The sequence below is a fragment of the Pseudobacillus sp. FSL P4-0506 genome, assembly GCF_038003025.1.
Lineage (GTDB): Bacteria > Bacillota > Bacilli > Bacillales > Domibacillaceae > Pseudobacillus.
In genome coordinates this window covers 1035227-1054706 of sequence record NZ_JBBOOI010000001.1, presented here as the reverse complement: position 1 = coordinate 1054706, position 19480 = coordinate 1035227, and the positions used below count along the sequence as shown (strand labels likewise).

Annotated in this window: 21 protein-coding genes; 1 reads left to right on the top strand and 20 read right to left on the bottom strand. The window is 44.4% G+C overall.

The window, feature by feature from the left end; all coding sequences use genetic code 11:
• Positions 1-5: 5 nt before the first annotated feature.
• The 5 genes from pdhA to MKZ02_RS05035 all read right to left on the bottom strand — a co-directional run bounded on the left by pdhA (position 6) and on the right by MKZ02_RS05035 (position 5729).
• Positions 6-1061 carry a pyruvate dehydrogenase (acetyl-transferring) E1 component subunit alpha gene (gene pdhA, locus MKZ02_RS05055; RefSeq protein ID WP_340852213.1) on the bottom strand — a complete coding sequence of 352 codons (1056 nt, stop codon included), beginning with the start codon at positions 1059-1061 and terminating at the stop codon, positions 6-8.
• Positions 1062-1081: 20 nt separating this feature from the next.
• Positions 1082-2224: a Leu/Phe/Val dehydrogenase gene (locus MKZ02_RS05050; protein WP_340852212.1), complete on the bottom strand. Its 1143-nt coding sequence runs from the start codon at positions 2222-2224 to the stop codon at positions 1082-1084.
• Positions 2225-2589: 365 nt separating this feature from the next.
• Positions 2590-3045, bottom strand: a complete 456-nt coding sequence (locus MKZ02_RS05045; protein WP_120034922.1) for an Lrp/AsnC family transcriptional regulator — start codon at positions 3043-3045, stop codon at positions 2590-2592.
• 65 nt (positions 3046-3110) lie between these two features.
• A complete protein-coding gene (locus MKZ02_RS05040) occupies positions 3111-4454 on the bottom strand; it encodes a sodium-dependent transporter (protein ID WP_340852210.1) in 1344 nt (447 codons plus the stop codon).
• A 300-nt stretch (positions 4455-4754) separates the two neighbouring features.
• Positions 4755-5729: an NAD(P)H-dependent flavin oxidoreductase gene (locus MKZ02_RS05035; RefSeq protein ID WP_340852208.1), complete on the bottom strand. Its 975-nt coding sequence runs from the start codon at positions 5727-5729 to the stop codon at positions 4755-4757.
• 82 nt (positions 5730-5811) lie between these two features.
• Here MKZ02_RS05035 and MKZ02_RS05030 point away from each other — a divergent pair, with 82 nt between their 5' ends.
• Positions 5812-6330, top strand: a complete 519-nt coding sequence (locus MKZ02_RS05030; RefSeq protein ID WP_120034928.1) for a gamma carbonic anhydrase family protein — start codon at positions 5812-5814, stop codon at positions 6328-6330.
• Between the two features lie 93 nt (positions 6331-6423).
• Here the strand turns inward: MKZ02_RS05030 and paaX are convergent, their stop codons facing one another.
• From paaX to paaK, 15 genes are all read right to left on the bottom strand, one after another.
• Positions 6424-7302 (bottom strand): phenylacetic acid degradation operon negative regulatory protein PaaX, encoded by an 879-nt coding sequence (gene paaX, locus MKZ02_RS05025; RefSeq protein WP_120034930.1) that lies wholly within the window; start codon positions 7300-7302, stop codon positions 6424-6426.
• A gap of 82 nt (positions 7303-7384) precedes the next feature.
• A complete protein-coding gene (locus MKZ02_RS05020) occupies positions 7385-8161 on the bottom strand; it encodes an enoyl-CoA hydratase-related protein (protein ID WP_120034932.1) in 777 nt (258 codons plus the stop codon).
• A 194-nt stretch (positions 8162-8355) separates the two neighbouring features.
• On the bottom strand, positions 8356-9561 hold the full coding sequence (gene pcaF / locus MKZ02_RS05015; protein WP_340852204.1) for a 3-oxoadipyl-CoA thiolase: 1206 nt from the start codon (positions 9559-9561) through the stop codon (positions 8356-8358).
• Positions 9558-10430 (bottom strand): 3-hydroxyacyl-CoA dehydrogenase, encoded by an 873-nt coding sequence (locus tag MKZ02_RS05010; RefSeq protein WP_340852203.1) that lies wholly within the window; start codon positions 10428-10430, stop codon positions 9558-9560. Before MKZ02_RS05010 ends, pcaF begins: the two co-directional genes overlap by 4 nt.
• Positions 10431-10500: 70 nt before the next feature.
• On the bottom strand, positions 10501-12018 hold the full coding sequence (locus tag MKZ02_RS05005) for an aldehyde dehydrogenase family protein (RefSeq protein WP_120034936.1): 1518 nt from the start codon (positions 12016-12018) through the stop codon (positions 10501-10503).
• Positions 12019-12032: 14 nt separating this feature from the next.
• Positions 12033-12806: an enoyl-CoA hydratase-related protein gene (locus MKZ02_RS05000; protein WP_120034938.1), complete on the bottom strand. Its 774-nt coding sequence runs from the start codon at positions 12804-12806 to the stop codon at positions 12033-12035.
• A gap of 14 nt (positions 12807-12820) precedes the next feature.
• Positions 12821-13597: an enoyl-CoA hydratase/isomerase family protein gene (locus tag MKZ02_RS04995; RefSeq protein WP_340852202.1), complete on the bottom strand. Its 777-nt coding sequence runs from the start codon at positions 13595-13597 to the stop codon at positions 12821-12823.
• Entirely contained in the window at positions 13594-13902 is a 309-nt protein-coding gene (locus MKZ02_RS04990; protein WP_120034942.1) for an EthD family reductase, read from the bottom strand. Before MKZ02_RS04990 ends, MKZ02_RS04995 begins: the two co-directional genes overlap by 4 nt.
• 17 nt (positions 13903-13919) lie before the next feature.
• Positions 13920-14420 carry a 1,2-phenylacetyl-CoA epoxidase subunit PaaD gene (gene paaD, locus MKZ02_RS04985; protein ID WP_340852201.1) on the bottom strand — a complete coding sequence of 167 codons (501 nt, stop codon included), beginning with the start codon at positions 14418-14420 and terminating at the stop codon, positions 13920-13922.
• 26 nt (positions 14421-14446) lie between these two features.
• A complete protein-coding gene (gene paaC, locus MKZ02_RS04980; RefSeq protein WP_120034946.1) occupies positions 14447-15262 on the bottom strand; it encodes a 1,2-phenylacetyl-CoA epoxidase subunit PaaC in 816 nt (271 codons plus the stop codon).
• A complete protein-coding gene (paaB, locus tag MKZ02_RS04975) occupies positions 15259-15603 on the bottom strand; it encodes a 1,2-phenylacetyl-CoA epoxidase subunit PaaB (RefSeq protein ID WP_120034948.1) in 345 nt (114 codons plus the stop codon). The genes paaC and paaB overlap by 4 nt, the downstream gene beginning before the upstream one ends.
• Positions 15604-15628: 25 nt before the next feature.
• Positions 15629-16582 carry a 1,2-phenylacetyl-CoA epoxidase subunit PaaA gene (gene paaA, locus MKZ02_RS04970; protein WP_120034950.1) on the bottom strand — a complete coding sequence of 318 codons (954 nt, stop codon included), beginning with the start codon at positions 16580-16582 and terminating at the stop codon, positions 15629-15631.
• 201 nt (positions 16583-16783) lie between these two features.
• The gene (locus tag MKZ02_RS04965; RefSeq protein ID WP_120034952.1) at positions 16784-17023 is read right to left on the bottom strand and encodes a ferredoxin; all 240 of its coding nucleotides are present in this window, start codon (positions 17021-17023) and stop codon (positions 16784-16786) included.
• Positions 17024-17062: 39 nt separating this feature from the next.
• Positions 17063-18064, bottom strand: coding sequence for an NAD(P)/FAD-dependent oxidoreductase (locus MKZ02_RS04960; RefSeq protein ID WP_120034954.1), 1002 nt, complete (start codon positions 18062-18064; stop codon positions 17063-17065).
• A 35-nt stretch (positions 18065-18099) separates the two neighbouring features.
• A complete protein-coding gene (paaK, locus tag MKZ02_RS04955) occupies positions 18100-19428 on the bottom strand; it encodes a phenylacetate--CoA ligase PaaK (protein ID WP_120034956.1) in 1329 nt (442 codons plus the stop codon).
• Between the last annotated feature and the right edge of the window lie 52 nt (positions 19429-19480).

Here is a 19480-nt window from a genome sequence, read left to right as displayed (position 1 = left end):
CCATTTTACCCCCTCCTCAAATGCGCGAGATAGGATTCTTTCTGGTCAGCGAGCTGAGCTGGCATTTCCGCATATACATGATCAAACAAATCTTCGACATTGGCCTTCGGATAACTCTCCATTGCTTCAACAGCCGCTTCTACTTCTGCTTTAATCTTTTCGTCTATTTCAGCGATCCATGCTTCATCCCAGTAACCGTGATTTTTCATGAAGCGCTCCATGCGTAAGAGCGGTTCTACGATATGCTTGCCCTGGTCTTCCGGACGGTATTTTGTCGGGTCATCAGCCGTGGTGTGCGCGCCTGTGCGCCAAGTTACCGCTTCAATTAATGTCGGGCCGTTGCCGCTGCGGGCATGATCGAGTGCCTTCTTCACTTCAAAGTAAACAGAGAAACAGTCATTGCCATCAATGCGTACCCCCGGCATTCCATATGCGACGGCTTTTTGAGCGATCGTTTCGGAATTCATCTGCTTTTCAATTGGCACAGAGATCGCATAACGGTTGTTTTGGTTAAAAAAGATAACCGGCACTTTAAAGACGCTGGCAAAATTCAGCCCTTCATGGAAATCTCCCTCTGACGTAGCTCCGTCACCAAAGTAGGCGATAGCTGCATTTTTCGTTCCTTTGCGCTTTTCAGCCCAAGCCGCGCCTGTTGCATGCGGCAGCTGTGTCGCAATCGGTACAGCCGGTGGAAAAATGTTTTTCCCTTCCGGCGGCACGCAGCCTTCTACCCGTCCATTCCAATAAAGATAAGTTTTAGCCATATCAGCGCCAAAAGTAAGCTTTGCTCCATGGTCACGATAAGTTGGAAACATCCAGTCGTCTTCGCCAAGTGCCAGCGCACTGCCAACCTGAGAAGCTTCCTGTCCTTCAAATGGTGCATAAGTGCCGAGGCGCCCCTGACGCTGTAAGCTAATCGCTTTTCTATCAAACGTTCTAATTCTATGCATATGGTAATAAAGCTGCTTTACGAGCTGCTCATCCAGTTGCTCCTGATAAGAAGCATCTACCAAATTTCCTTCATCATCAATGATTCTTTTGATTGGATATTGAGTCTCCATGATAGCCTCCCCGAACAATATTAGTTGCGAATATCCCATTTTGGCTTAACAGAAGAAGTGAAAAAGCTGTTTCGTCTGCCTCTTGCTGCCATTCTCTGCTCACACATTCTGTTGGCGGCTTCCATTGTTGTTACCCGATCTAGTTCAGCTTGCTGATATACTTCTAGAATGGCATCATAAATGTGCTTCGTTTTAGCAAGTACACGCTCTTTATTCACCCCATATAATTCATCTGCTACTTGAATAAGACCGCCGGAGTTAATGATGTAGTCTGGAGCGTAAAGGATCCCTTTGTCTGCAAGCTGTCTTCCATGATCTTCCGTCAGCAATTGATTGTTAGCTGAACCAGCGATGGCTTTCACTTTGAACTGCTTCATCGTTTCATCATTGACGACTCCACCAAAAGCACAAGGAACAAACACATCCGCTTCCTGAGAGTAAATGTCATCGCTGGCTACTACAGTGACAGAACCCGGTGTTGATTTTGCTTTTTCCTGGATCGCCCGCAGGCTTTGTTCATTAATGTCTGTCACAAACAAATCAGCCCCTTCCTCCAGCAAGCCTTCTGCTACTTTGTAGCCCACTTTGCCAAGCCCTTGAATGGCATAAGTGATGCCACCGAGATCATCTTTGCCAAACAGCATTTTGTTCGTTGCTTTAATTCCGTACAGAACACCCATCGCCGTTGGAATCGAAGAATCGCCGCCACCGCCATAAGCTTCCGGCACACCGACGATGCAATTGGTTTCTTTCATCGCGTGAATGAAGTCCTCCATGTTCGTTCCCATATCCGTTCCTGTGTAAAAGCGGCCGCCAAGAGAATCGACGAACTGTCCAAAAGCCCGGAATAATTCAGGGGATTTATCCTTTTGCGGATCGCCGATAATCACTGCTTTTCCTCCGCCGAAATCTACATCAGAAGCCGCACATTTATAACTCATTCCTTTGGAGAGACGAAGAGCATCTTCCAGAGCATCCTCTACACTGTTGTACGGCTGCATGCGGCAACCGCCAAGCGCCGGCCCGAGTGTCGTGTCGTGAATCGCGATAATGGCCTTTAACCCTGTTGCCGGGTCGTTGCAGAAAACAACTTGTTCGTGCTCAGACATTTTGTCAAAAAGTGTGAAATCTTCTGTAATGGAGGTTTTTTTTACTAGACTCATATTCAATCCCTGCTTTCATTATGAATAGTTACATCTTCTTATGCGGCCGCGAAAAAAACGCTAGCCTCGTTGTCATTTTTTATTTTTTGTAAGCCCTTTCACAAAGGCGTCAAACAGCTGATTTATAAACATATTATTTACTTTAATTATAAAAGGTTAAATTACATATATATATATCAATGTGATTGAATTTTCAGACCTTCATTTACTTTTCGAATGTATTTTTTATTATTCCTATTCATTTTGTAAAACACTTTCATTTCCAGAAATGACAGCCATAAAAAAACCTCTTTCTGTATATGAAAGAGGCTTCAACACGCAAACAACTTTTTACTTCTTACCTGCTAGTTTATCCACAGTCTTATTTACGGCCATTCCTGTTCGTCGTCCGAGGGCAAAATAATCTTTTCAGGAACCGGGGACTTCAGTACGATGGACGTATGAATAATGCCGTATCGGATTAAATAATCAATCAGCTTATTCAAATGCTCCATATCGTTGACCGCTGCTTTTAATAAGTAATTGACTGTGCCGGTCAAACGGTGACACTCGATAATGTCCGGGTGTTCAAGCGTCATTTGTTCAAATTCATCATAAGGAACTCTTACCTCACTCACCTGGATAAATAAAAGAATGTTGCGGCCGACAGCATTGGGAGATACTCTTGCGCTTATCTTGTCTATCACCCCTTTTTCCATTAGCCTCGTAAATCGTTCGGCTACGCTTGGCCGACTAAGGGATAACTTCTTCGATAGATCGCTTAATGTAATTCTTCCGTCCTCTTGAAGAATTTTCAAAAGTTGAATATCTGTCTCATCCATGCTTTCACCTTCAAACGTTTGATTTCACTCTATTCTTCTGCTTTTTCCGGCCTTTACTGCTTATATTAAATGATGCCGAGCACATCCAAGTAAACAATGATAATAGCAATTGGCGCTAAATATTTAATTAATAAGAACCAAGCTGAGAAAATCTTCTTTCCGATAGATGACCCCGAAGAAATCTCTTCCAACAATCTTTGCTTCGGAATCTTTAACGGAACAAAAATAGCAATTAACAAAGCGCCGAGCGGCATTAGCAAGTTGCTGACGAGAAAGTCGGCTGCATCAAAAATTGATTTATTAAAAATTAATACATCACTCCACACGCCAAAAGACAAAGCGGACGGAACACCGACGATAAAAATAAGCATTCCAATAATCCAAGAAAATTTCATACGCTTGCTGTCATTCCCTTTTGCCAACACAGCGACGATAATTTCCAGCATGGAAAAGGCCGATGTTAATGTTGCAAATAAAAATAGAACTAAAAAGGCAATTAGAAAGACTACGCCAAATGGAATTTGGTTAAAGACCGTCGGCAATACGTTAAACAGTAAAACTGGACCTGCATCCGGCTTTAATCCGAATGAGAAAACAGCTGGGAAAATAGCCAGTCCCGCTAAAATAGCGACGAGCAGGTTCAATACAACGATGGAAATAGCCGACTGCGGGATGCTTTCTTTTTTAGATAAGTAGGAGCTGTATGTGACCATGACTGATACCCCAACACTTAGCGCAAAGAAAGACTGTCCCATCGCAAACAAAATCGTTTCCGATGTAATCTTTGATAGATCAGGCTTCAAGAAAAACTCAATGCCTTCCATCGATCCGTCTAGTGTGACAGAGCGTATAATGATAAGCAAGAATAAAATAAATAAAGCAGGCATCATAAACTGGCTGGCCTTTTCAATTCCTGCTGTTACTCCTTTAGAGACAACATAAATGGTAATGACCATAAAGAGAAACTGAGCAAAGACAGACAAGAATGGACTGGAAATCGTTTCTCCAAATAAAGAACCATACTGGGCTTCTGTCAATCCACTTAAATCTCCAGTCAATCCTTTAAAAATATAAATTAATATCCAGCCGCCTACCACGCTATAAAACGATAATAAAACGAAGCATGTGAAGATGCCGAGTCTGCCAATAAAATGCCAGGACGAATTCGGCGCCAGCTCCTTATATGATTCAATTGCATCTTTTTGCGTACTTCTACCGACAATAAATTCCCCGATTAAAAGCGGCAGTCCGACAAGAAGCGTAAAGAGGATAAAAATTAAAAGAAAAATTCCTCCCCCACTCGTTCCAGCTACATAAGGGAATTTCCAGATGGCACCAAGCCCAATAGCTGAACCTGCGGCTGCCAAAATGAACCCTAGCTTAGACGACCATTGTTCTTTTTGTTCCATTTTTTCACCCCATAAAAGTTGTTGAAATCAGAAAACGCTTACATTATTTTTTCTTTAATATTACCCTTTTTATGTATAACGTTATTCCAACGTCATTTTACCAATCGGTAATAGATGAGTCAACAATGTTTTTAGAAAAGTCTTTCTCTTCCAAAATTACAGCATTTTCTCGATAAAAAAAGAGAGCGGCTAATCCCCTCTCCAATGAAAAGCTTTTTTAAGAAAATGATTTCACTTCTCACAGTCGTGCACCTGAACATATTACCACGGATGACCCTTGCCGGCAATAGGAGGTGCTGTTTATTTTCCCGCTCGTGACCTCACTTCTCTTAGTTCCTGCGCCGAGCGATTCAACTGTTCATCCGCCTCTTCCACCATTCTTTCAAGCAATTCTTTTACAGTCGGAACATCTTCAATCAGACCTGCAATTTGGCCGCTATTAATAAAGCCGTTTTCCATATCGCCTTCCATCGCCCCTTTGACATGCTTTTCTTCAGACGTCCATTCCGCGTATTGTTCAAGCGTCATTCCCGCCTGCTCCTGATCAGTTAATTGCTTGGCATAAGGTGTTTTCAAAATCCGTCTTACCCGCCCTACGCTGCGTCCAAAAATCGTTGTCTCTGTATCGCCTGCTTGCACCAGATTGTTCTTGTATACTTCATGAAAGGGCGCTTCCTTCGTTGCAATAAGCCGTGTCCCCATTTGCACACCACTCGCGCCAAGCATAAGAGCCGCCGCCAATCCTTTGCCGTCGCCAATTCCTCCTGCCGCAAGCACCGGCACGTTCACATGCTTCACAATTTGCGGAATGAGCGCAAAGGTTGTCAATTCGAGGCTAGAGTTGATTCCTGCCGCTTCAAAGCCTTCTGCCACAAGAATGTCCGCTCCCGCCGCTTCTGCTTTTTGCGCATGCTTCACAGATGCAACAAGCGCAATCACTTTTATCCCATGGTCATGCAGCACCGGGATAAGCGGAGCCGGATTGCCAGCTGACAACGATACAACGGGTACGTTATGCTGGATAACCAGGTCAATCAGTTCCTTTGTATAAGGCGACACGCTAATCGCGATATTCACCGCAAAATTTTTATTCGTGCGCTGCTTTGTTTCTAGAATAATTTTTTCCACTTCGTCAGGGGGCATTGTACCACAGCCAATCGTGCCCAGCCCGCCCGCTTCTGAGACAGCAGCCGTCAACTGAGCATTGCTAATATTGCCCATTCCCCCTTGAATAATGGGATAGTCAATCTGGAGCAATTCACAAACGTCTATCATTTTTTCTCCTCCTCTTAAAAGAAATGTTATAATAAATAAAAAAGAAAAACAATTGCGTAAATTCATATTTGGAGGGTATGCCATGATTGTTACATATAACGGAAAAAATCCGCAGCTCGAAGAAAACGTATTTATTGCACCTGGTGCTTATCTTATCGGAGATGTGCATATCGGTTCGGAATCAACCATTTGGTTTAATGCTGTACTGCGGGGGGATGAGGGCACCATCACGATCGGCAAGCGGTGCAGCGTTCAGGATAACTCAACGATTCACTTGTATGAAGGAGCGCCGGTAGTCGTTGAGGATGAAGTAACGGTCGGCCATAATGTTATTTTACACGGCTGCAAGATAGGAAAACGCTCCATTGTCGGCATGGGCTCAACCATTCTTGACCATGCAGAAATTGGAGAAGAGTGCATCATTGGCGCCAACACTTTAGTTCCAAGTGGCAAAAAGATTCCTCCCCGCTCGCTCGTCGTCGGTTCACCCGGAAAGGTCGTTCGCGAACTAAGCGACAAGGATTTCGAGCTCATTCAGCTATCCATTGATACTTACGTCCAAAAAGGCTATGAATTCCGAGAAACTTTTAAAGAAAAGTAATGGATCTTCTCACGCGCCGAGACATCATTAAAAGCATCTTTTCTGACATTTTATCCGTAAAAAAGAAAGGTGCTCTGCACCTTTCTTTTTCATTTAATTCACGATATATGGATGATCAGCAGCGTCATACGACTTGTCCTTGCGGCGCATATCATTGTCTTCACGGAATACTTCCTCGAAAAACCGGCTGGCTGGTTCAGCAAGCAATTTATAATACTGAGCGAATAAAAGAGCCGCATGATCGCCATTCCACATAGACGGCAGCAGTTCTTTCGGAAGCCCAGGATCGGTAAAAAGAAACTTGCGGTATTCATGCACAAGATTCGTCCGCTCAACAAAACACTCAGCATCGGTCATTTGTCCACTTGCCATGGCACTTTGATGAACAATATATCTTTTGCTGTATGTAGAAATAAATTCTTCATACTTACCTTCAATTTCATCAAGCGGCCAGCTTTTTTCAACAAGCGCACGGTCTTCCTGCGGTCCTTTATAATCTGCGACAAAGAAATCGACATAGGAACTAATATCGTATTTCTCTACAAGCATTTTCACTTCTTTTTCAAGGTCATTTGGTGAAATCCAACATCCGTTGGAAAAGCTGCCGAAACCGCTCCACAAGAGCTCTTTGCGCAATTCATCGCGAATTTGCCGCTTCTCCTCAGGAATGGTATACATCAGCATGCGCCATTTGCCATCCCACTCGTGCGCCTTTAATTTAAAAATCCGGCGGGCGGCTTCTTCCATGCGCACTTCTCCACGTGGTGTCAGAAAATAATAGCTTTTATTTCCTTTCTTCTCCGATTGGATCCACCCCTGCTTCACCATTCGTGAAACGGCCACACGAACGGACTGCTCATTATGGCCAAATTCTTTCAATACACGGATTAAGCTGCCGATCCATATCTTATTGCCGTAATGGCGAATGTAATCGCCATAAATCGTGAAGATCATTGATTGTGTATTCGCCATCTCTCCCACTCTTTCTTCTTTGATCGTCGTTGCATCACTTTCCTTTGATTCTCTTATTATAACGTGATATTGGAAAAATTACTTACTTTCCAATAAATTTTGGTGCTCTTTTTTCACTGAATGCCTGAAGCGCCTCTAAGCGATCTTCTGTCGGAATCGTGAGTTCGTACGCTTTCGACTCAATAGCAAGTCCTGTTTGCAAATCGGTATTCATTCCTTGGATAATGGCATATTTGGCTTGCTTTAAGGCAACAGGTCCATTTTTCATCATATCGGCGGCAAGCTGTTCACAGGCAGTCATTAATTCTTCCTTCTGCACAACTTTTAATACTACACCGAGTGCTAAGCCTTCTTCAGCCGTAAATTTCTTGGCGGTAAAAATAAGTTCTTTCGCTTTCATTTCTCCTACCAATCTTGGCAAACGCTGTGTGCCGCCAGCTCCCGGGATGATCGCCCAGCTTGTTTCTGTAAGCCCCATCTGGACCCCCGCTGCCGCGATTGGGAAGTCGCAGGCGATCATCAATTCAAACCCGCCACCAAGCGCGTAGCCATTTACAGCAGCAATTGTCGGCTGTGGAAGGGCAGCAATGCTGTTAAAAACATCACGAATCGCTTTAACATTTCGGCGGACTTCTGTTTCTGTCAATGTTTTACGCTCTTTTAAATCCGCACCGGCACTGAATGCTTTTTCACCGGCACCGGTAAAAATTACGACCTTTACTTCCGGGTCAATGGAGATTTCATCGGTTACTTCTTGCAGGCGTTTAAGTGTCTCGTAGTTAAAACAGTTGAGAGCTTTTTCACGGTTAATCGTTACATAGGCAATGTTGTTTTCCTTTGTATATAAAACAGTCGACATGTTTCTTCTCCCTTTCTATCAAAAAAGCTGTCCAACGCCTGCCGCTGCTCTTCCTTTCCCTTAGCAGAAAAGAGCTCTGGCGCCTGAAGGACAGCCTGTTTATCGAGTGATCCTATTTATCCCAGATCGTAGACAAACGAAACGATTTCAATCAGCCTAAAAGCTTAGAAAATCGACTTTTCCTACAATCTTTATTATTCGTTTATATTTTCTACGATTGCAGCAATCCCTTGGCCGACGCCAATACACATCGTTGCCAATCCATATTTTTCATCGCGTTTTTTCATTTCATAAAGAAGCGTTGTTAAAATACGAGCGCCGCTTGCGCCAAGCGGATGGCCAAAAGCAATCGCCCCGCCGTTGACATTTACTTTGCTTTGGTCCAGCTCTAACTGGCGGATACATTCAAGCGATTGAGAAGCAAACGCTTCATTCAACTCAATAAGTCCCAGGTCGTCCACTGTCAAGCCAGCGCGTCCGAGTGCTTTTCTTGATGCGTAGATCGGTCCAAGCCCCATTACAGCAGGCTCTAGTCCCGCTGTCGCTCCTGTAACGTATTTGGCAAGCGGCTTCAAGTCCAATTCCTTCGCTTTTTCGGCGCTCATAATTAGCAAAGCAGAAGCTCCATCATTTACACCTGAGGCATTTCCAGCTGTCACTGTTCCATCTGCAAACAGTGGTCTTAGCTTGCCAAGCTTTTCAATAGTTGTATCTGGTCGCGGATGCTCATCCGTATCGATGACAATTTCATTCCCTTTGCGGTCTTTATATACGACTGGCACAATCTCTTCCGCAAAACGGTTTTCTTCCATGGCTTTTTTTGCGCGCTGCTGGCTTTCAAACGCAAATTTGTCCTGATCCTCACGGGAAATGTTATAACGCTGCGCTACATTTTCTGCCGTTTGCGGCATAGAATCTGTTCCGTACATTTCGTGAAGCTTTGGATTCGTAAAGCGCCAGCCAATCGTCGTATCTTGCAATTCCATGTTTCCACGCGGGAAGTCCTTATCCGGCTTTGCCATAACGAGCGGTGCGCGTGTCATGCTTTCTGTTCCCCCGGCAATAAAGATGTCCCCTTCGCCAACGGCAATCGCTCTCGCTGCATATATCACAGCATCAAGCCCTGAACCGCACAGACGGTTCACTGTCGTGCCGCCGACTTCCACTGGAAGTCCCGCAAGCAAAGCGGACATTCTCGCTACGTTACGGTTGTCTTCACCCGCCTGATTGGCATTGCCAAAAATGACTTCTTCAATTTGTTCAGGCGGAAGACTCGGATTTCTTTCAAGCAGCGCTTTAATAACAACGGCGCCAAGATCATCCGGTCTAACGTCTTTTAAAGCTCCTTTATATCTACCAATCGGTGTGCGGACTGCATCAACAATGACTACTTCTCTCATTTTTTTACCAACTCTTCCTTGTTCGTATAATCGTAAACGCCTTTTCCACTTTTACGGCCAAGTCTTCCCGCTTTCACATATTGTTCAAGAAGCGGTGCCGGACGGTACTTCTCGCCAAGCTTTTCATGCAAATATTTTAAGTTGTTCAAGCGGGCATCCAAACCAACAAGGTCAACCAATTCAAATGGACCCATTGGATAATTTAAGCCGAGCTTGATCGCTTTGTCGATCTCTTCCGGGGTACCGAGGCCTTCCTGTAGCATGTAAAACGCCTCGTTGCCGACTAAAGCACTGATCCGACTGGTTACGAATCCAGGAAACTCGTTAATAACGACTGTTTCCTTGCCCATTTTCTCGGCTACTTCTCTAATCACAGCTGCTGTTTCATCACTTGTTTCCAAGCCGCGGATAATTTCAACGAGAGGCATTTTATGTACCGGATTAAAAAAATGCATCGCGATAGTTTTTTCCGGGCGCTTCGCGTATGAAGCAATCTCTGTCGGGCTCATTGTAGAAGTATTCGTTGCAAAGAAGCAATGCTCCCGAGCATGCTCTTCAATCGTCTCAAACACTTGCTTCTTAATTTCCGCTTTTTCAGGAACAGCTTCGATAATTAAGTCAGCGGCAGCTGCCACTTGTGCCAGGTCGCTTTCATAGCTTAAATTCTTGCGCGCTTGCTCAGCAGCTTCTGCTGTAATCTTGCCGCGCGATAGGCCTTTTTCAAAAATCGAATCAATCTCCTGTTTCGCATTTTGCAAGGCCGCTTCATTAATATCTACTACTGTCACTGAGTAACCGCCAACGGCTCCCACATAGGCAATTCCTCTGCCCATCACACCGGAACCGACGACTCCAATGCGGTTGATCATGTTGTTCTCCCCCTTATGCGTGAAAACGGACAAGAGGCCTGAATGCCACCTGTCCGTCTTCATCAATAAATTAAACTCCTAATGGATTGATCGGACGGCTGCCATAGTAAGACAGGATGCTCTTCGTTTCTGTGTAGAGATCCAGTGACTCAATGCTTAGCTCACGGCCAAAGCCGGATTGTTTGTATCCGCCGAATGGTGTGCCCGGGAATGCAGAGAATGGACAGTTGACCATAACGATTCCTGCTTGGATTTGATTGGCTACCCGAGTTGCACGGGCACCGTCTTTTGTCCAGATTGCAGAGCCAAGGCCGAACTCTGTATCATTCGCCAGTCTGATCGCTTCTTTTTCATCCTTGAATTTCATTACGACAACAACTGGACCAAAGATTTCTTCTTTAACGACTTTCATGTCATGGTTCACATTTGCAATGACAGTCGGCTCATACCAGAAGCCATTCTCATAGCCTTCAGGCTGTGCTACATTTCCGCCGGCAAGAATTTCAGCGCCGTCTTCGATCGCAGACTTCACATAGCCGTCAATTGTGTCAAGCTGACCTTGGTCAATGATGGCACCCATGTGTGTTCCTTTATCAAATGGATCACCGAGTTTAATACTTTTTGCTTTTTCAACAAATTTGCTAACGAACTCATCATAGATATCTTCATGAACATACAGGCGAGAACGTGCTTCACAAGATTGTCCGCTATTATAGAAGATTCCGAATAATGAACCATCTACTGCTGCATCAATGTCCGCATCGGCAAATACAAGATTAGGAGATTTACCGCCAAGTTCAAGTGTTACGCGTTTTAATGTTTGAGAAGCTTTGGCCATAATGTCTTTCCCAATTGGTGTAGAGCCAGTGAAGGCTACTTTGTCTACTTGTGGGTGTCCTACTAAATAATCGCCTACTTCCGCTCCTGATCCCGGAACGATATTTACAACGCCTGCTGGAACGCCTGCTTCCTGACAGATTTCACCGAGGACAATCGTTGTCAGCGGAGTAAGGGATGCCGGCTTAACAATAACAGAACAGCCAACAGCAATAGCAGGGGCAATTTTCCAAGCAGCCATCATCATTGGATAGTTCCATGGAGTAATTTGCGCACAAACACCAACCGGTTCTTTTTCAGTATAGTTATGGAATTGTCCAGGAACATTGTTAACTGTGCCGCGGTGACCCACGATCGCTCCAGCATAAAATTCAAAGTCTTCAATCGCTTGCGTGATCTGTCCTTGAGCAGCGTGGATCGTCTTGCCTGTGTCAAGAATTTCAAGCTCAACAAGTTCATTAAAACGAGAACGCATAATCGCAGCAATTTTATTTAGCACCTGTGCACGACGACCTACAGGATACTTCTTCCATTTACCATTATCGAATGCTTCACGTGCTGCTGCAACTGCTTTTTCTGTATCTTCCTTTGATGCCTTTGCTACTTCAGCCACCAGCTCACCCGTTGCCGGATTGTATGTCTTGATCGTTTCACCTGTGCTGCTTTTTACTTTCTCGCCATTGATGATTAAATGATAAAAATCGCGTTTAATTGCTTCTTGTTCTACTTTTGTTTCTTGAGTTGTTGACATAGGTTCCACTCCCTTTATTTCCCTGAGAAAACAGGTTTTCTTTTTTGCATGAATGCTTCGACACCCTCGCGGTGATCAGCCGTTAATCCTGCTGTCCGCTGTCCTTGTGCTTCTTGCTCAAGGTAGTCTTCAAAAGAAAGCACAGAAGCGGCTTTCAATGAGCGTTTAATTAAGCCAATTGCTTTTGTTGGCATAGCGGCAAGGCGAGCCGCAAATGCGCTCACTTCGTCTGTGAATGTTTCTGCGGAAATCATCTGGTTGGCAAGGCCGAGCGCCACCGCTTTTTCTGCTGGCACTTTCTCTCCCAAAATCGATAATTCTGCTGCTTTTGCCTGGCCGACAAGCTGCGTGAGGAAATAAAGATTGCCTGAGTCAGGAATGAGTCCTACATGAACAAAGGCATTGACAAAGCTAGCTTTCTCCGAAACCAGTCTGAAATCACAAGCCAGCGCCAAGGAAAATCCTGCACCGGCAGCTACCCCATTAACAGCAGCCACAATCGGCTTTTCACATTGTCTGATTTGTTTAACCATTGGCCCATAATGTTTTCTTAAAATGTCACCATGGTCCATATTTTCATCTACTTCCGACAAGTCCTGGCCGGAGCAAAATGCCCGTCCTTCTCCTGTAATCACGATACAGCGCACCTCATCATCCTGTGAGGCAGCTTTGACCGCGTCTTTAATCTCGCGGTTCATTTGCGCTGTAAACGCATTCAGCTTGTCAGGCCTGTTTAAAAAGAGCCAGGCGACTCCGTCTTTCACGTCATAACGGATCGTTTCAAACATTCGACAAAGCCCCCTTACCTTCCTCTATAATTCGGTTTCCTTTTTTCGACAAACGCATTCATGCCTTCTTTTTGATCCTGCGAGGCAAACAACAAATAGAAATTTTTTCGTTCATACTGCATGCCTTCATACAGCGAGTAATCGACTGCCTTATTGACCGAATCTTTGATGAGCCGTACGGAAAGAGGCGGCTGTTTCGCAATTCTGCCTGCAAACTTCATCGCTTCTTCCATTAGTAGCTCCGGCGCGACAATTTTATTAATGACCCCGTGAGCAAGAGCAGCCTCTGCTGGAATCCGTTCACCTGTCCATAGCCATTCCAGCGCTTTCGTGCGGCCAACGAGCTTTGTCAGTCTTTGTGTACCGCCTGCCCCCGGCATGACACCGATCGACACTTCAGGAAAGGAAAACTCCGTGCCGGCTGCCGCGATCAATATGTCACAGCTGAGCGCTAGCTCGAATCCGCCGCCAAAGACAAACCCTTTAACAGCGCCGATAATCGGCTTTTTCACTAATGATAGCCTGTCCCAATCGGCAAACTGATTTAAAAGCTCAAGGCGGATCGGATCATCTTCTGCCATTTCATCAATGTCCGCACCAGCTGAGAAAGAATGTCCTTTTCCCGTCAACAAGATGGCAAGAACTTCTTCGTCACGGTCGAATGTCTCGATCGCTTCTACGATCTCACCGACCATTTTACGATTCAGCGCATTCAGTTGGCGGGGGCGGTTTAATTCAATAACCGCCGTGCCGCCCTTTACGGATGTTTCGATGAATTCAAAACGGCTCATTCTACTTCCTCACCAATCATTAATGTAACAAGATCACCTGCAAATCCCATTAAATCTTTTCCAGAAGCTTTTCCTTCATCTGAGCGCATGCCATTCTTTAAATCTTCCATGCTATCGTAAATCATTTCGCACATCAGATAATATTCTGCTTCTCCGCCTGTCATAACGGATTTATTAAATTTTGTTACTTTCATTTCACGAAGGCCCGGAATTTTTGCTGTAATCGGTCCATGAACATTAAAATAATGCTCGTCGAATGTTTCTTTATCTTTTGGTTGCTTATATAAAGCTACTACTTTTGCCACTGTGCATCCCTCCACTTTTACATCATTGTTGAAACAGGCTTCATTGCCTCAAACGGATTTTTACAGCTCTTACAATATAAGATGCTTCTGCAGGCCGTCGGTCCGAAAATGTTCTCCATTGTGACATAAGTAGACCCGCAATACGGGCAATCTACATGCCACGAACCATCTTCTTCAAAGTGCTTGGGCGGCGGGGCAATCCCGAACGCACGCAGGCCTTTATGACCTTCTTCTGTAATACGATCCGACGTCCATGGCGGATGAAAAACAAATTCTACGTCTACTTCTTCAACGAAAGAAAGTTCTTTCACAGCGCTGACTGTGTTCTTTTTAATAATTTCAAGTGCTGGACATCCTAAGAATGTTGGTAGAAGAACCACTTTTACGTGACTTCCTTCAGCGCTGACTTCCTTTACCATACCGAGATCAATAATGCTAACTGTGTCGATCTCTGGATCTTTCACATTTGTTAGTGCCTCATATACTTGCTGATCAGCAGATTCTATAGGTGTATTCATTAAGGCCACCTCTTTTCGGTATTAAATTACCAAGCAGCTGCAGGGTCTAGTCTGTATACTTCAGAAAGAGTTGCCAGTGCTGCTGTTAAGTCTTCTGTATGTTCGCCATTCCGGCCATTTTTAGCTGGTGTTTCAGGAATTACAGGCACTGCCATTCCAAGAGATTCAAAGACTGGTGCCATGTTCGCTTTCCATTTATCTTTCAATTCTTCTTCGCTAGCCATCAGATTGTTGCTTTCAATAGCCGCTTTCTTATTACCATACGAGAAAACATCTCCAAAATCCTTCATTACCATTTCAATAGCGTCGTTCATTTTTTGTTTCGCTTCATCTGTTGAGCTTAACAATTGAACAAACCATGTTTTCCAGTGCAGCAAGTGATAGTAAAGTTCCATGTTCACTTTCACGGCTGTTTCCGCAAGCGGTTGGTAAGAGCTTTGACGCAAAGAGTCAATTTTCACTTTTTTTGCTTGAGCATAAAAGAAATTTCTAACGACAGCATACGCCCAATCGTACTGAGGTGTCTCCATGTAATAACCTTCACCGTTCACACGTTCAGCAAGCACGCTGTTTTTTCTTTCCTGAGCCGGACGCAGATGAGCAAGGTCATCCGCTTTTCCTGCCTCTAGTTCTTCAAGGAGAGAGTAATACATTGCCGCATGCCCCATTGTATCTTGGCTGATAGATGAGGAAGCAACGTCTTCCTCGATATGAGGAGCGAGCCCGAGCCATTCAGAGCCGCGGAAGGAAATTAAGAAGTCGTCATCTGCCAGTTGAAATAACAGATTCGTTACTGCTTCTTTATATTCCGGGCTTAATACGTTGTTTTCTGTGCTGCTCATTTGCCGTCTCCTCCCCATGACAAGATTTCTTTTTCATCAAGCATTTGCTGTTCATAATGACGCCACTTTTTCTTTAAGTAACCATACCCTTTTGTCGTGCGGTACTGCTTATTATCTAACCGGCCAAGTGTTAATTTTTCCTCTGCATCCATTGACCGAATATGTTTTCTATTGACGATCCAAATGTCGGCAACCGGCTCGCGACGCATAAAGTTCTCTTGAGCCATGATAAGCGCCATGTCTTCGTTCGGGGCAAGCAGGCTGAACTGATGCTGAAATGCAGAGCTCGGCGTCCGCTTGCTGAATACTTCATATTCTTGGTAAAATGTTTTTTCTGCCATTTTCCTTCTGCTCCTCTCGATTCGCTTAGCTTACTGTAGCTGCAAGGGCATCGCGCACCCAGGCATTATTTTCATAAGAAGTTCTGCGCAAGTTCAAGCGTGCTTGAGAACGCGGACCTTGATTTTTAATAATTTTCTTGAATTCTGACCAATCTGGCTGCTGGTAAACCCACACTTTATTTTCCTCGTCATAATGCATAGTGGAGTCTGGAAGCTTTAATCCCAGTGATAGAATGCGCGGAATATATTTATCAAAGAAATCCTGTCTCAATTGCTCGTTTGTTTTTGTGCGGATCTTATATTTAATGGTCACGTCCTGTTTAGAAGAACCAGTTGTGTCTTTACTTGCTGGCCCGAAGAACATAAGCAGTGCATCCCACCAGCGATTTAATGCGTCCTGGATCATCGCTCTTTGTTCTTCTGTTCCTTCTGCAAGCGCCATGATGATCGCTTCACCGTGCTGTGCATGAAACACTTCCTCTGCACAAATGCGCTGCAGTGCTCTTGCATACGGTCCGTAGGAAGAACCAAGCATATTTGTTTGCGTAATAATCGCTGCACCGTCAACAAGCCATCCGATTAACCCTGCATCTCCCCATGTTCTTGTATCCATGTGAAAAACGTTATGGAACTTCAAGTCACCGTTGAATAAATCCTGCATTAAGTCACCGCGGTTTTTGCCGTATGGTTTCAACAAGTCTTCTGCTACGCGAAGAAGAAGCTGTCCGTGTCCCATTTCATCCTGCACTTTCGCCATAATGCCGAGCTTTCTATGAAGGGAAGGAGCTTTCGGCACCCACTCTTTCTCTGGAAGCGCTCCCATTATTTCGCTGATCCCATGCATAGAAATTAACTTAACAAGCGCCATGCGGTATTCTTCAGGCATCCAGTCATCCGCTTCAATTTTATCCCCAGCTTCAATCCGCTGCATAAATTGTGCTAACTTTTCTTCTTCTGTCATCATTGTCAGATTAGACATTGTCTGCTCCTCCTTTAATTCTATCGCAGTCCTAAAACTTATATATAACATTTTTATAACGTAATTATAAATTATTGTTATACACAATGCAAATATATTCTGATAATTTTTAATGAAATTTTCTTAATTGCCCATATACATAGAAACGCCGGTCTATAAGACCGGCGTTTCTATGTATATCTTATGAAAGGAATATTGACTTTAGACTCTTTCTGCACAAAATGGCTGACCAGCGATTTTAATAGATTCTGTCGGACAGCCCTCTGCTGCATCCTCTAAATCATCCAACAAATCATCTGGCACTTCAGCTGTTCCTTCGTTGTCATCCAAAATAACGTAGGAAATCCCCTCGTCATCATAGTCAAAGATATCCGGCGCGCTCGCTCCGCAAGCTCCGCAGGCTATACAAGTGTCTTTATCGACAATAGTATATGTCGGCATGATGTAGTGTTCCTCCTTTGTTGATAAGCAATCTCTCGATTATTTTGCATCTCCCATTACAGACGTACTATGTAACGGCTGTACTTTCGCTTTTGGATCAATGTATACTTTCGCGTTGCTGACAGCCGTCGGCGCTTCACCGAAGCCGCTCGCAATCAGCTTTACCTTTCCTTCATACGTACAAATATCTCCCGCTGCGTAAATCCCCGGGATGTTCGTTTCCATCCGAGAATTGACAACGATGCTGTTCTTCTCAATGTCTAGTCCCCAGTTTTTAATGGGACCGAGGGAAGAAACAAATCCGTAAGTAACGACGACATCATCGACCTCGATCACCTCTTGCTGTTCCCCTTTCACTTCTTGGAGAATGACCTGTTCGATTCTCTCTTCCCCAACAAGTTCAGTCGGCACAAATGGCGTTTTGATATTGACTGAAGAATTCTTCATTGTTTCCACACTGTGCTCGTGGGCACGGAATTTATCGCGGCGGTGGGCAATGGTCACCTGCTCGGCGATCGGCTCCAGCATCAGCGCCCAGTCCACCGCCGAGTCGCCGCCACCGAAGACCTGTACTTTTTTTCCGGCAAACTGGTTCAGGTCGTTGATAAAATAGTGAAGGTTCTTTCCTTCGTATTTTTCCGAGCCGGCAAGCTCCAGCTTTCTCGGCTGGAACGCCCCGTTCCCTGCTGTAATAATCACTGTTTTCGTATAGTGCGTACCCGCATTCGTTGTCAGCTTGAACGTACCATCTTCCTGCTTTTCCAGTCCTTCGACTGCTTCCTCGAGGCAGACGGTCGGATCAAACTGATTCATTTGCTCTTTTAAATTATCGACAAGCTCCTGAGCTCTCACCTTAGGAAAGCCGGCTACGTCATAAATGTATTTTTCCGGGTAAAGGGCCGACAGCTGGCCGCCTAGCTGCGGCAAGCTTTCAATGATCTTGCAAGACATCTGTCTCATTCCCGCATAGAAAGCGGTGAATAATCCTACTGGCCCTCCCCCGATAATCGTGATGTCAAAAACTTGCTGGTTGTCAGACATTCCGTAATTCCTCCTTCAATCTAGTCATTCTCTTATTATACGCCGACCGTGTCAGAATTTCTCAAATCAACGATTCGGATTGCTTTTCCTTCTGATCTTGGAATCGCTTTAGGGATATTAAAGATTGTATTCATTGACACCAAACAGGTGGATTTCATCAAATGCTGGATTTCTTTTTTCATTTGCTGAATGCGCAAGTGGGACAAATCTTCTCCGATTTCTCGATACAATTCGCTCTCCACTTCTACATGAAGTTCTACGCCATCCATTGTGCCTTTTCTAACAAGGTGAATTTGATAATGCGGCACAAGGCCTTCAATTTGCAAAAGGACACGTTCGATTTCAGATGGGAAAACATTAACGCCACGAATAATGAGCATGTCATCTGTACGCCCTTTTACTCTAGACATTCTCACTGTTGTCCGTCCACATTTGCAGGTTTCTCTTGTAATGGATGCAAGGTCACCCGTACGGTATCGGATAATCGGAAACGCTTCCTTCGTTAAGCTCGTAAAGACAAGCTCACCGATTTCCCCTTCAGCAACCGGCTCAAGCGTATCTGGATTAATTACTTCAACGAAAAAATGGTCCTCTTGAACGTGCAAACCATCTTGTGCTTCATAACATTCAATAGACACGCCAGGCCCCATAATTTCGCTCAAGCCGTAAATATCAACCGCTTTCAAATTTAACGTTTCTTCGAGCTTAGTACGCATTTCTTCAGACCATGGCTCCGCACCAAAAATACCATATTCAATCGATGTATCTCTTGGGTCCTTGCCCATTTCCTGCATTTTTTCAGCAATATTTAAAATGTAAGAAGGCGTACCGCAAATGCCTCTTGGCTTAAAGTCTTCAATGACTGTAATTTGTCTTTCTGTGTTTCCTCCTGAAATAGGAACAACAGCTGCCCCAAGAGCTTCTGCCCCGTAATGTAGACCAAGACCGCCAGTGAACAAGCCATAGCCATAAGCGTTATGAAAAATGTCTGATTTCTTTCCGCCTGCCGCTACAATGGAACGGGCTACTACTTCACTCCACACGTTAATGTCATTCTGTGTATAGCCAACGACAGTCGGTTTTCCGCTTGTACCGGAAGATCCATGAATGCGAACAACTTCTTCCTGCGGAACAGCAAATAAACCAAATGGATAATTATCGCGTAAATCTTGTTTTTTTGTAAATGGCAGCTTAACAATATCATCTAAGCTTTTAATATCTTCCGGAGTGATCCCTAATTCTTCAAATTTCTTTTTATAGAATTCAACATTCTCATATACTCTTTCGACTGTTTTTTGAAGGCGTCCAAGCTGTAAACTCTCCATTTCAGAACGCGCCATTGTTTCAATTTGCGGATTATACATTGTGTAGCCCTCCAATTGCATAATATATAGCCTTTGTTTGAAAAATCCTTCT